This is a genomic window from Variovorax sp. GW821-FHT10D07 (assembly GCF_059415325.1).
In genome coordinates, this window is the sequence record NZ_JBWKMZ010000001.1 from 309298 (window position 1) to 322206 (window position 12909).

The window sequence follows — 12909 nt, forward strand, 5'->3', positions numbered from 1 at the left end:
GCCTGCGCCATGGCGACGCGGCGCCGGGCCGTTCAGAGCCCCATCAACGCCTGCAACAGCATCCGGCTCGCCGGTGAGGGCTCGGCCAGCGCGGGCACCGCCAGGTAGCTGACCCGGTGCGCCCAGGGCTCGTCGAGCGGCACGAAGGCCAGGTTCGGAAACTTCGCCTGCTGCTCGAGGCTGGCCTGGGGCAGCAGCCCGATGCCGAGGCCGCACTGCACCATGCGGCTGGCCGAATCCATGCCCTTGACCTGGATGCGCGTGCGCAGCCGCACGCCGTGCGCGAGCGCCTCCCTGGCCACGCGGCTCGCGAGCGCGGTGCCCGGTGGCAGTTCCACCCACTCTTCCTTCAGCAGTTGCTCGAAGCGCAGGCGCTTGCGCTTCGCGAGCCGGTGGTGCACGGGCAGGATCACGACCAGCCGCTCGGTGCGGTAGGGCTGCAGCTTGAGGCCGGGGATGTCGCCCTCCGCCACGAACACGCCGACGTCGGCCTTGCGTTGCAGCAGCAGCTCGACGATCTCCGCGCTCGTGTGTTCGGCCAGTTCGATCTTGATGCCCGGGTGCTGTTGCAGGAACAGCGCGAGGTCCTGCGGCAGGTGCTGCACGATGGCCGAGATCGAGGCGACGAGCTGGATGCGGCCCGACACGCCGGCCTGCAGGTTCTGCAGCTCGGCATCGAGGGTGTCGACGTCCTCCATCATCGCGCGTGCATAGCGTGCGATCGACAGGCCCGCCGCGGTCAGGCCGGCACCGCGCGCGGTGCGATGCAGCAGCTCGACGCCCATCGCGTTCTCGAGCTGCGTGATGCGGCGGCTCGCGGCCGAGGGCACGATGTGCAGGGTGGCGGCCGCGCGCGACAGGCTGCCTTCGTGCTCGATCGCCGCGACGAGCTTCAGGGTGGCGAGGTTCAGGTGGTCGAGCAGGGGGCGTCGAGGTTTCATGGTACGCGGGGCAGCGTTGCCGCAATGGCAACGCTGCCGTGAATTAATGTCGCTGGGCTTGTGGCGGGGACTGCGTCAGCATGCGGGCCATTCCAACAAGGAGACGCATCCTTCCATGCAGCAGATTCTGAACCTGCGCGATCTCACGATGATCGAGCGCACCCATGCCCGCGGCGGCAAGTTCCGCTACCACCCGCTGCTGTCCGGCCGCGATGGCAGCGCGGGCAACTTCTTCCTCCAGCTCTCGAACACCTTCAACGACTTCGACTCGCCGCGCCATCGCCACAACTTCGACCAGGTGCGCGTGCAGCTCGAGGGCGACGCCGACTTCGCGCGCGACGGCGTCATGAAGCCGGGCATGATCGGCTACTTTCCCGAGGGCGTGTTCTACGGCCCGCAGAGCATCGCGGGCGAGTCGCTCACGCTGGTGCTGCAGTTCGGCGGAGCGAGCCGCAGCGGCTACCTGTCGGAGGCGGCGTTCCAGCGCGGCATCGTCGAACTCAAGAAGACCGGGCGCTTCGAGGCCGGCGTCTACAAGGTCGACAAGCCCGAGGGCGGCACGCGCAACCAGGATGCCTACGAAGCCGTCTGGGAACACATGAACGGCCGCGAGCTGCGCTACCCCGAGAGCCGCTACGACAAGCCGATCTTCATTCGCCCCTCTGCCGCGCAATGGCTGGACGATGCGCAGCGGCCCGGCGTGGCGCGCAAGCACCTGGGCAGCTTCTCCGAGGCGCGGACCGTGCTGTCGCTGATCGCGCTCGAGGCGGGCCGGAGCATCGAGGTGCCGCCGAACACCATCGTCTTCGTGCTCGCGGGGCAAGGCCACGCGGGGGACGGCCGGCGCGATTGGGAAGCGCGGTCCTCGCTCTACAGTGGGGAGGCGGCCAGCGCGATGACGGCCGATGCCGCGAGCGAGCTGCTGCAGATCGAGCTGCCGAGGCTGTGACCATGCACGACCCTCAGTCCGACGGCCGGCGCCGTCGCATCGTGCTGGGACTCGGTGCTGCCCTGGCGGCTTCGCCGCTGCCGCGCGCCTGGGCCGTGGAGGAATTTCCCTCGCGCCCGATCTCGATGGTGGTCCCGTTCCCGCCAGGCGGCGGCTTCGACACCATCGCGCGGCCGTTCGCGGAACGGCTCGGCCAATTGCTCGGACGCGCGGTCGTCGTGGACAACCGCCCGGGCAGCGGCGGCAACATGGGCACCGACTTCGTCGCGCGCGCGCCGGCCGATGGCTACACGCTGCTGTTCGCCAACGACTACCTCGCGACCAACCCGAGCGTGAACCGCAACACGCGCTTCGACCCGCTCAAGGACTTCGCGCCCGTGAGCATGGTCGGCAGCACGCAGGTGGTGATGGCCGTGCGGCCCGACTTTCCCGCGAAGAATTTCGAGGAGCTGGTCGCGCTGTCGAAAAAGCGCTCGCTGAGCTACGGCACGCCGGGCGCGGGCACCTCGCCGCACCTGGTGGGCGAGTACCTCTCGACCATCTCGCCGCTGCAATCGCTGCACGTGCCCTACAAGGGCACGGCGCCGGCGGTCAACGATGCGATGGGCGGGCAGATCGACATGGTCTATGCCACCTCGCCATCGGTCGCGAGCCAGATCGCGGCCGGGCGGCTGCGCGGCATCGCGGTGTTCGGCGCGCAGCGCAGCACGCAGCTGCCCGAGGTGCCCACGCTCAAGGAGATCGGCGGCCCCTCGGTCGACTACGAGGTCTGGTACTGCCTGCTGGCACCGGCCGGCGTGCCGGCCTCCGTGCTCGCGACGATTCGCGCCGCCACGCGCAAGGCCCTCGATGCCGACCTGGCCGCGCGGCTGGCGCGCCTGGGCTATGCGGTGAAATCGAGCGAGCCCGAGGCGGTCACGCACGCGATCCGGCAGGGGCTGGAGCGCTGGAAGGACGTGGTCGCGCGCGCGAAGATCGCGATCGACTAGCTACCGTCGCTCGACGCCCTCGTACTCCCAGAAGAACCGGGTGCGCAGGCAGTCGAGCGACTCGGCCCAGGTGGACCGTTCGCAGGCGGCCACGCGCTGGCGCAGCGCCTCGCGCAGCGTGTCCCAGTCGTAGGGATCGACGATCAGCAGCGCGTCGATGTCGAAGCCCTTTGCGCGCCGGCGCATCGAGGTGTAGGCCTGCAGCGCCCGGCCGTCGTGGTGGGCTCTCACGCCCTCGGGCGTTGCCGCGAGCAGCTGGAACACGTGCGCGCCGGACACGCCCGCCTCGCCGATCTCGAGCTCGAGGGTGAGGTAGACATCCTCGGGGGCCTCCGGACGCCATGCGCTCAGCCTGTCGACATCGAGGGAACGCAGGTCGACGATTTCGAGACGGATTGTCATTTCAGGGCTCCACATCCACGTGAACGTTGGAATCGTAAGGGCCCTTGGGCACGGCACGCTGCTGGAAGTTCATCTGCGTGCCGGTCATGGAGAAGGGTTGTCCGGACACCGGGTGGACGTTGCGCCCCGCGTCGGTCGGCTTCTTGCTGGGCCCGCGCACCGTGCGCAGTCCATCCTCGGACCTCAGCATCCATCCGCCCTTGTCCGTGAGTTCCTGCGTGAAGCCGGGACCGACGAACTCCTCGGCCAGTTCCCGCGCCTCGGCCTGCGTCAGGCGCGCGGTGATCTGCGTGTTGCCGGGCTTGTTCGACAGGCCCAGGATGCGGCGCAGCCGCGTGCGCTGCCGCTTCGTCTTGCAGCGCAGCCCCAGGGGATCGATCCAGCCCAGCGCATTCGGCGCGAAGCCGTAGGGGTTCTCGCCACCGTCGAGGCCGATCGGGTCCTGGCTCACGAAGGCGCCGATGTGCGGATCGAAGTAGCGGTTCCGGTTGTAGTGCAGGCCCGATTCCTCGTCGAAGTACTGCCCCTGCAGGCGCAGCGGGTTGTCGATCGCGGCGGTGCGCGAGGCGAGCGCGCGGCCCCAGGCGGTGGAGGTCGCGGACCAGAGGATCTCGCCGGCGCCGTCGGTCAGCCGCGAGGGCATCCCGTTCGGCTCGACATGGAAGTGGGCGACACGTTTCGCGCCCGGCGACGACGCATCCGGCGGCGGGTCGACCAGCGCCAGCGGAATGCAGGTCTGCGGGTAGTAAACGTACTCGCGCGCGCGTTCCCAGGCCACCACCGGCTGCTGGCGGCCGCGTATCGCGCGGCGCTGCGCGAGCGCCGCGGGGTTGAGCGACGCGGGCGCGACCTGTTCGTCGTGGGCCTGGCGCACCTCGCCCAGCAGCGCATCGCCGTCCCAGAAGAACCAGGTGGTATGGGCGGCACCGCGCTTGAAGACACGCCGGCCCACGGCGTCGTAGCCGTAGCGCGTGCGCACCGTGCCGCGCCGGCTCTCGATCAAGCGGTGGTGGGCGTCCCAGGTCAATTCGAGTTCGTCGCTCGTGCCGGGCGCGCCGTGCGCCGCGGGTCCTCTGCGCACGAGATCGCCCGCGCGGTCGAACACGTAGTGCACGCCGTCGCAGCTGCCTTCGCGCGTCCAGTGCACCGGCGCGTCGTCGTCGCCGCCGGCCACCTTCTGCATCCGTGTCTGCTCGATGGTGGTGCGAAGGCGGTCGCCCGCCGGATCGTGCAGCAGCCGCGTGACCTTGCCTTCGGGATCGATGTGCTGCAGGACGCGCCCCATGAGGTCGTAGCCGTACTGGTCGCTGCCATGGAGGCTGTCGTGCCGATGCACGAGCTGGCCCTTGCGGTCGTAGTCGTAGCTTGTGCTGAACAGCGGCGAGGCGTCCCGTAGCACGGCCTGGGCCGTGAGCTGGTGGTTCGCGTCGTAGCGGGCGTGGCGCACGACGCTCGCGCTCAGCTGTTCCCGCACGATCCGGCCGAGGGCATCGCGCTCGATGTCGATCGGCACCTCGTCGTCGATGCCCAGGCTCGCGAGCTGGTCGCAGGCGTCGAATTCCATCCGCACGCGATGGCCGGCCGAGCTCTCGCGCAGCGTGCGGTTGCCCACCGCGTCGTACTGCGAGGCGACGCGAAACCCGTTCTGCCATTCCTCGAGCACGCGGCCGGCCGCGTCGAAGCGGCGCTTCACGTGGGCCGCGCCGTTGCGCATCTCCACCAGCTGTCCGCGCCGGTCGTAGACCAGCAGCTCGTCCTGCTGGTGTGTGGGCCGCAGCGGGTCGGCCGCCGTCTTGCGCGTGATGCGGCCGAGCCTGTCGCAGGCAAAGGCGATGCGCTGGCCCAGCGGGTCCGTCATCTGCTTCAGGTGGCCGGCCTCGTCGTAGGCGTAGTGGCGCGACTGGCCCCAGAAATCGATCTCCTCGACGATGCGGCCCAGGGCGTCGCGCCGCAGCGCGAGCCGCTCGCCGCGCTGGTTCGTCACGCCGACGAGCTGCTCCTCGGTGTCGTAGTGGTACTGCAGGACCTGGCCGTCGGGCTGGATGCGCCGGCCGATCTCGCCGAGGCCTACGTAGGCCAGCCGCGTCTCGGCGCGCGCTGCGTCCACGTGCCGCACCAGCCGGTCCTCGGCGTCGTAGCCGCAGAGGATCTGCGCGCCGTCGGGATGGTCGATGCGCACCAGGCGGCCCTTCCGGTCGCAGTGGTAGCGCGTCGTCTCGCCCAGGGCGTTGGTGCGGCCGAGCAGGCGCCCCAGCGCGTCGTGCGTGAAGCGGTCGACGCGCCCGAGCGGATCGACCAGCGCTTCCAGCTGTCCGTGCCGGTCGTAATGCAACTGCGTGGCCGCGCCGCGCGCGTTGACGTGGCGCACCAGCTGCCCATGCGCGTCGTGCTCGAAGCGGGCGACCGCACCCAGCGGATCGGTCTGGCGCGTCGGCAGGCCGCGCGCGTCGTTCTCGAGCTGCCAGCGATGGCCCAGCGGATCGACGATCGCGCACAAGCGGTCTTCCGTGTCGTAGTCGCAGCCGACGCTGCTGCCGTCGGGGCGCTGCACGGCCAGCAGGTTGCCGCGCGCGTCGTAGACGAAGCCGGTGCGCAACCCGCCCGGTGCGGTCACGGCCACGGTGCGGCCGGCATCGTCGTAGGCGAAGGTGGTCACGCCGTCGTGCGGATCGATCTCCGCCAGCGGCAGGCCGGACTCGTCGAAGCGCACCACCGTCAGGTGTCCCAGCGAGTTGCGGACCTCGGTCCGGCCCAGCGCCTCGTCGTAGGCGAAGCGGTAGTCGTGCAGCCCGCCGTCGCCCCAGGCGTGCACCACGCGCCAGCGGTCGTCGTAGGCGTAGTGGAACGACAGGCCCGTGCGGTCGGTGTGGCGCGCCATGCGATGCCGCAGGTAGGCGAACTCGTACGCGGCGCCCAGCGCATCGATGGCCGCGAGCAGGTCGCCGTCGGCATGGCGGTAGCGCACCAGCGGATGCTCCTGCTGCGTGGCGGGATCGCGCAGCGCCATGGCTTCGATGCGTCCCTGCCGGCATTGCACCTCGATGCTGCGCCCGGGCAGTCCGTTCAGGCCGTTCTCGACGATGCGCGCCAGTTCGCCGCGCTGCCGCACGAAGTCCCAGCGGTTGCCGCAGGCATCCTCCAGGCGCGTCACGAAGGGGGACGGTGCGCGCAGCGCTCCCTCGGGCGAGAGTGCCTGCTCGAAACGGTAGCGCAGGCCGCTCTTGAGGCGCACCACCAGCGCGTCGCCCTGGCGCGTGAGCCGGGCGCCGTCCACCACGTCGAGCACCTGCTGCGCCTCGGTGCGCGGCAGTTCGGTGAACAGCGCGAACTCCTCCGGCCCGCGCAGGCTCACGATGCCGTCGTCCTCGGCCACCAGGCGCACATCGGCCGGCGTCTGCCAGCCCAGGCCGCAGTGGCCGGCGAAGTCGTGGTCGCGCGATGCGTAGATGCGGCTCCACGTGAGCGGCAGGCGCCCGGGAACATGGAAGTCCTCGTGCGCCACCGAGACGCTGCCGTCACGGATGTCGACCGGTTCGGCGCGCAGCACCTGGCACTTGAGGAAGCCGGGCGGCATGTCCTTGAGCGCGCGCCGCGCGATGCGCGTGTAGGCGCGGCCCAGCGCCTTGAACAGGCCGCGCTGGATCATCGCGCCCCAGGAGATGGTGGGCGGTCCGCCGACGAACACCTGCGGCGGGATCGCCACGTTGAAGGTGGTCGGCAACATCAGGCTCAGGCGCACGGGCTTGGCCAGCTTGCGCGGGCGAAACGGCGGCACCAGGCCGACGATGTTGCAGCTGAGCACCGGCATGGTGATGCGCGAGAACGGATCGCCATCGGCCAGCACGGTGCGGCTGCCCATGAACAGCTCGTCGTCGAACTGCGGGCCGCCCGGCCCCTTGATGATCGGCATCGGCGCGCCGACCAGGATGTGGAAGTCCACGCCGCCGGTGCCGGCATTGGCGCGCCGCACGCCGGCCACCTCGACGGTGGCGCCGAGCGGCAGCGGGATGCTCTCGGGCATCGCGCCCTCGGCCGGCGGCGCGCCGGGCGGCGCCGGTATCTGCGGTGACGCCGTGCCTTCGCCGACGGCGTTCTTGGCGGCCTCGGTTGCGGTGCCGAGCGCGCCCAGTCCCTTGACGATCGGGTTGTCGGGCGACACCTCGATGGTCGGCAGGTAGTCGAACGGGTCCATCACGATGCCGAAGTGCACCGTGGGCCACACGCCGGGCGGTGCCAGGTAGGTGTGGGCATCGATGCCCAGCTGCGGGTCGAAATGCTTGGCCGCGAAGAACACGTGCTTTCCTTGTGGCGTGGGGAGTCGGCGCCCTTCAGGCGGCTTCGACGAAAGGTTGCGGATCGGGCAGGCGCGCGAACGCGGGCGGCTCGCGCCATTCGCCGGGCGCGAGGTCCAGCGGATGCTTCACGTGCGGCAGCCCGCTCCAGGCCGGGTCTAGCCACTGGCGCCCCATGGCGACGACGGTGCGGAACACCTCCTCGCCGCCTTGCACCAGCTGCTCGCGCTCGCGCAACTGGCCCTGGAACAGCTGCTCGTAGCGCTGCACCAATTGCGTCTCGATCGCGGCGATGGCGCTCGGCGGTGGATGGGTGCCGAGCCGATGGCCCGCGAGATCCGCCTCGACCAGGGCCGCGCGCGCTTCGCGCTCGTAGGCCGTGGCGCATTGCGCGATGCGCTCGCAGCGCCGGGGATCCTGCATCGCGAGCATGTCCTGCAGCAGCTGCGGCACGGTGCTGTTCGGCCGGTCGGCGTCGGCCATGGCGCGCGCCTCGCGCACGCCGGCCAGCGCCGCGGCCCAGGCCCGGTCGCGTTCGCCGGCACCGAGCCAGGCCTGGGCCGCGGCGCGCTGACCCTCGACCGCGAACAGGCTGTTGGGGATGCGGCGGGCCGCCTCGGTCGCCTGCTCGAAGGCATGGGCCGACTGCTTCATGTCGCCGGCCGCGGCCCATGCCCCGCCCTCGGCCATCCAGCCCTGCATCAGCAGCATCGGCCCCATCGGGTTGCCGGCCTGCGTGGCCTCCACCGCCGCGGCACGGGCCTGGCGGTAGCGCGCGACCGCGCGCGCGACGTCGCGCGCCTGCAGCCAGGCGCCGCCCACCATCACGTCGAGCACGGCGCGCTGGTCAGACCAGCCGTTGCGCGTGGCCAGCCGCGCGGCGCGCTCGGCGGTCGCTTCCACGGCGGCCGCGTCGCCGCGACGCAGCAGCACCAGCATGTCGGCATAGAGCTGCCTGAACAGCGCGGCCCCGCCACTCCCGCCGCCCGCCTGGGCCGCGATCTCGCGTGCGGCCTCCAGGATGTCGAGCGGCGCATCGACCACGCGCACGACGCCCGCATGCCGCTCCACCAGCGGCTGCCAGGCGCGCGAGTCGCTGTCGTCGACCAGCACCAGCCGCAGCAGCCCGGCATCCTGCGACGGCACGGGCGCCTGCAGCGCCGCGTCGAGCCAGCGCTCGAAGCAGGCCGCGTCGCTCACGCCACCCGGTTGCAGCACGACCGACAGCCGCTGGCGGCGCAGGTGGCGCGCCAGCGACAGGCCGGTGTCGACGAAGCCGGCGGCGCTGTCGCGGCCGGGTGCGTGTTCCTCTTCCCAGGGACCGGCCACGCCCTGCTTCGCGAGCTGCGGCCGGTTGTGCAGGAAGGTCTCGATCAGGGCCTGCCGCAGCTCGCGGCTGTAGCGGTAGCCGGTCTCGTAGGCCGCGTCCAGCCGCAGGAAGAGGTCGGGCGTGGCGTAGTCGCTGTCCACCATCTGCAAGGTGAAGAAGGCATCGAGCATGCGCTGCGAGTCGGGCGGCAGCCGCAGCACGACCGCGCGCAGCGATGCATCGTCGGTGCGCTCCCACCACAGGTCGTGGAGCCGAGCCATGCGTTTTTCGACCGGGTTGCGCACCGGTGCCGCGGAGGACATCGATGCGGCCCTCAGCAGTTCAGGAAGATCTTGGTGCCGTTCACCGTGACGCCCGAGGCATCGAGCATCAGCGTGGCGCTGCCCGCGCGCAGCACGATGCGCCCCGGCGTGACCTCCACCGCCGTGCCGTCGACATCGAGCACCACGCTGGTCGGGCTCGCATGCGTCATGGCGCCCGAGGCGAAGGTGTCGAGCGTGCCGCCCTCGGCACTCACGCCCACGCTGCCCGAGGCCACGGCCGAGAAGTCGCCGCCCTGCGCCAGCAGGCCCATGTTGAGGGCGGCCGTTCCGAACAGGTTGGCGGCCGAGCTGGTCAGCGAGACGTCGCCCTGCGCCGTGGCCGAGGCCGGACCGGCCGGCACGTTGAGCGTCATCGCGTCGTTGTAGGTCGCGGCATGCGAGCGGGCCGAGACCTTGTAGGCCTGCCCGATGGTGGTGGTCTGGCCCAGCGTGACGTTCCACAGGTCGTTGTCCTGCGCCGTGACGGTGCGGGCCTGGGTGACCGTCAGCGAATCCGTGCCCGTGACCGAGGTGGTCTGGTTGCCCGTGACGCTGGCGGTGCGGTGCGCCTTGGCGATGTGCGTCTGGTCGCCCGTGACCGTCAGGGTCTCGGTGCCGGTGATGGCGTGGCTGCGGTTCGACTTGACTGTGACCGCCTCGTCGCCGTCCACGGTCTCTTCGCGCTGGCCGTGGATCGTGATCGTCTCGTTGCGGTCGACGGTCTTGGTGCGGTCGTTCTTGATGTGGTGGGTCTCGTCGCGCTCGACGGTCTTGTTGCGGTCGCGGCCCACGGTGTGGACCTCGTCGTTCTCGACCTCGAGCAACTGGTCGCGCTCCGCATGCAGCCAGAGCTGTTCCTCGCCGAGCTTGTCCTCGAAGCGCAGCGCGTTCGCGTTCGCGGCATTGCCGCCTTCGGAGCTGCGCGACAGCAGGCCGCTCTGGGTCGCGTTGGCGGGCAGGTCCCACGGCGGCATGTTGTCCGCGTTGTAGACCCGGCCCGTGATCAGCGGGCGATCGGGGTCGCCGTACTCGAAGTCGACCACCACCTCCTGCCCCACGCGCGGGATCTGCATGCCGCCGAAGTTGCTGCCGGCCCAGGGCGAGGACACGCGCACCCAGCACGAGCTGCTCTCGTCCTTGCTGCAGTAGCGGTTCCAGTGGAAGCTGAGCTTCACGCGCCCGTACTGGTCGGTCCAGATCTCGCGGCCCGCGGGGCCGGTGACCACCGCCGTCTGCGGGCCCGTGGTGCGTGGTTTGGTCGCGTCGGGCGTGGGGCGGAAGATGTTGTTCGCCGGCAGCACCTCGAACTCGACCCGGCAGCGGAACTCCTCCAGCCCCGTCGCGTCGCCCGCTTCCTGCAGCGACAGGCGCGCGGCGGTCACGAGGTAGTCGGCATTCGCGCTGTCCTGCGGATGGTCGGTCAGCGTGAAGCGGTAGCCGGCCGCCAGGCCGCGCAGGTTGCCCGCGCCGCTGGCGACCTGGCCGGGCGCGCCGGTCTCCTCCATCCGTGCGCGCGCGATCTGCTCGCCGTCGGCCTCGGCCGCGTAGTTGCCCGGCCAGGCGAACACCTCGCGCGTCGCATGCCGGGTGCGGCGCGGCATCGCCTTGGTGCGCAGCAGGTCGGCCTTGGGGCGCGTGAAGTCGAAGTCGCCCGTCACCCACTGGCCGCTTTGCAGCGCCTCGGCCAGCTGGAAGTGATGGCAGTGCTCCTCGTTGGACGAGGCCTCGGCGGCGCTGAAGGGAATGCGCTCGTAGCCCCCGGCGGGGAAGGGAGCGTGCGCCTGCATGTCGTCGACGATCACCAGCGTGTGGCTGTTGGCCGCGTGCTCGAAGTAGTAGTAGAGGCCCCACTCGTGCAGCAGGCGGCTCGCGAAGTCGTAGTCGGTCTCGCCGTACTGCACCACGAACTCGCGCGGCGGATAGCTGCCCGTGGCGCGGATCGAGAGCGCGAAGCCGTAGGCCCCGAGCACTTCGTCGACGATGTCGAGCACGTTCCTGTTCTGGAAGATCCGGAAGTCCCGCGAGCGCTGGGCCAGGCTCAGCCATGATTCGATGACCACCTCGTAGAGCGCGCGCCGCTGCTCCAGGCGCAGGAAGCGCGCCCGGGTCACCAGCCCCGAGAGATGGCGCTGCTGCTGCGCGCCGCCGGGCCGGCCGTCGAGCAGGATGTGCACGCCGAACTCCTCGCCGATCAGGGGCTTGAGCTTGACGTTCGCGGCCGAGCGCACATCGATGGCGCTCGACGCCGGCGTGGTCAGCGTGAGGGTGTAGCGATAGGGGCGGCTGAGCGCTTCCTCGCCCTCGATCAGGACGGGTTCGAGGGCGGCCACCCCATCGAGCATGGGCATGGCATCGGAGGTCGCGGTGATCTTGCGGCCCCGGCTGGAGGCGGGCGTGGGCATGGAACTCCCTGAAGCGAAACGTGAAGGGCGACGACAGGAGCGGACCGTCTCCCGCATGCAAAACCGAGCACTGTAGAGAAGCTCGCGCCGCTCAACCGTAAGAAGCTGCAACCAAATTGCAATGGCGACACATCCATTCCACTACGTTCGGCGACGGATATCAGTCGAAGGTTCGAAGGAAGGCCTTCGTTGGCCGCACGGCATCGAACCGGGAGTGCAAACGTTTCCGCTCCGGGCGGCACTCTACTGCCGTTTGGGCCGGCCGAAGACGCGACTACTAGGATTCGTAGTCGCGCGCCGATGCACCGTCGGCGCAGGGAAACTCAGGCCCTCGGCCCCGCGCCGAAGCTCTGCCGGTACGCGCTGGGACTCACGCCCGCCACGCGCTGGAACTGGGCCCTGAAGTTCGCCGCCGACCCCAGCCCCACCTTGGCGACGATCTGCTCGATACCGAGGCGCGTGCGCTCCAGCAGCTCCTGCGCGCGGCGCACGCGCGCGCGGATCAGCCATTGCGCGGGCGAGACGCCGAACTGGTCCTGGAAGCGCCGGTTCAGCGTGCGCTGGCTGCTGCAGGCCTGGCGCGCGAGGTCGTCGAGCGACAGCGGCCGGTGCAGGTTGCGCTCCACCCAGGCGAGCAGCGGCTGCAGGTCGCGCTCGGCGGGCAGGTCCAGCGGCTGGATGAACTGGGCCTGGCCGCCCTCGCGGTGCAGCGGCACCACCGACAGCCGTGCCACCCGCGCCGCGACGGCCGCGCCGAAGTCCTTGCGCACCATGTGCAGACACAGGTCCAGGCCCGCCGCCGCGCCCGCGGAGGTCAGGATCCGGCCGTGGTCGATGTAGAGCACCTTGGCATCGACCTCCACCCGTGGATGAAGCTCGGCGAGCAACGGCGCCGCGACCCAGTGGGTGGTGGCGCTCAGCCCGTCGAGCAGGCCGGCCTGCGCCAGCACGAAGGCGCCCGAGCAGATGGAGGCGATGCGCGCGCCGCGCGCCGAGGCCGCGCGCAGTGCCTGCAGCACGGCGCGGCTGATCGGTGCCGCGGGATCGGCGATGCCGGGCACGACGATGGTCTGCGCCTCATCGAGCACCGAGAGCCCGTGCCGGACCGTGAGCGTGAAGCTGCCGTTGTCGAAGGACTTCCGTTCGCCGCAGACCGCGATGCGGTAGCAGGGCTGGCCGGGCGCGAGCTCCGCATGCCCGAAGACCTCGCAGGCGCTCGCGAGATCGAAGGCGATGAGGCCGGGCAGGGCGAGCACCGCGAGCCGGTGCGGCGTGGTCTTCGGGGCGCGGGGTGTCATGGCG

At 70.9% G+C, this 12909-nt stretch carries 8 protein-coding genes; 2 read left to right on the forward strand and 6 right to left on the reverse strand.

The window, feature by feature from the left end; translation table 11 throughout:
* Nucleotides 1–32: 32 nt before the first annotated feature.
* Nucleotides 33–941 (reverse strand): LysR family transcriptional regulator, encoded by a 909-nt coding sequence (locus tag AC07PU_RS01415; RefSeq protein ID WP_495314611.1) that lies wholly within the window; start codon nucleotides 939–941, stop codon nucleotides 33–35.
* 115 nt (nucleotides 942–1056) lie between these two features.
* Here AC07PU_RS01415 and AC07PU_RS01420 point away from each other — a divergent pair, with 115 nt between their 5' ends.
* A complete protein-coding gene (locus AC07PU_RS01420) occupies nucleotides 1057–1890 on the forward strand; it encodes a hypothetical protein (RefSeq protein ID WP_495314613.1) in 834 nt (277 codons plus the stop codon).
* Nucleotides 1891–1892: 2 nt separating this feature from the next.
* The gene (locus AC07PU_RS01425) at nucleotides 1893–2879 is read left to right on the forward strand and encodes a Bug family tripartite tricarboxylate transporter substrate binding protein (protein ID WP_495314615.1); all 987 of its coding nucleotides are present in this window, start codon (nucleotides 1893–1895) and stop codon (nucleotides 2877–2879) included.
* Here AC07PU_RS01425 and AC07PU_RS01430 read toward each other — a convergent pair whose 3' ends face one another.
* The 5 genes from AC07PU_RS01430 to AC07PU_RS01450 all read right to left on the reverse strand — a co-directional run bounded on the left by AC07PU_RS01430 (nucleotide 2880) and on the right by AC07PU_RS01450 (nucleotide 12905).
* Nucleotides 2880–3281 (reverse strand): Imm8 family immunity protein, encoded by a 402-nt coding sequence (locus AC07PU_RS01430; RefSeq protein WP_395346715.1) that lies wholly within the window; start codon nucleotides 3279–3281, stop codon nucleotides 2880–2882.
* Between the two features lies 1 nt (nucleotide 3282).
* Nucleotides 3283–7575: an RHS repeat-associated core domain-containing protein gene (locus AC07PU_RS01435; RefSeq protein ID WP_495314617.1), complete on the reverse strand. Its 4293-nt coding sequence runs from the start codon at nucleotides 7573–7575 to the stop codon at nucleotides 3283–3285.
* Between the two features lie 34 nt (nucleotides 7576–7609).
* Complete coding sequence (locus AC07PU_RS01440; RefSeq protein ID WP_495314619.1) at nucleotides 7610–9205, reverse strand: hypothetical protein; 1596 nt, start codon at nucleotides 9203–9205, stop codon at nucleotides 7610–7612.
* Between the two features lie 11 nt (nucleotides 9206–9216).
* Nucleotides 9217–11607 carry a type VI secretion system Vgr family protein gene (locus tag AC07PU_RS01445; RefSeq protein WP_495314621.1) on the reverse strand — a complete coding sequence of 797 codons (2391 nt, stop codon included), beginning with the start codon at nucleotides 11605–11607 and terminating at the stop codon, nucleotides 9217–9219.
* A gap of 323 nt (nucleotides 11608–11930) precedes the next feature.
* On the reverse strand, nucleotides 11931–12905 hold the full coding sequence (locus tag AC07PU_RS01450) for a GlxA family transcriptional regulator (protein WP_495314623.1): 975 nt from the start codon (nucleotides 12903–12905) through the stop codon (nucleotides 11931–11933).
* Between the last annotated feature and the right edge of the window lie 4 nt (nucleotides 12906–12909).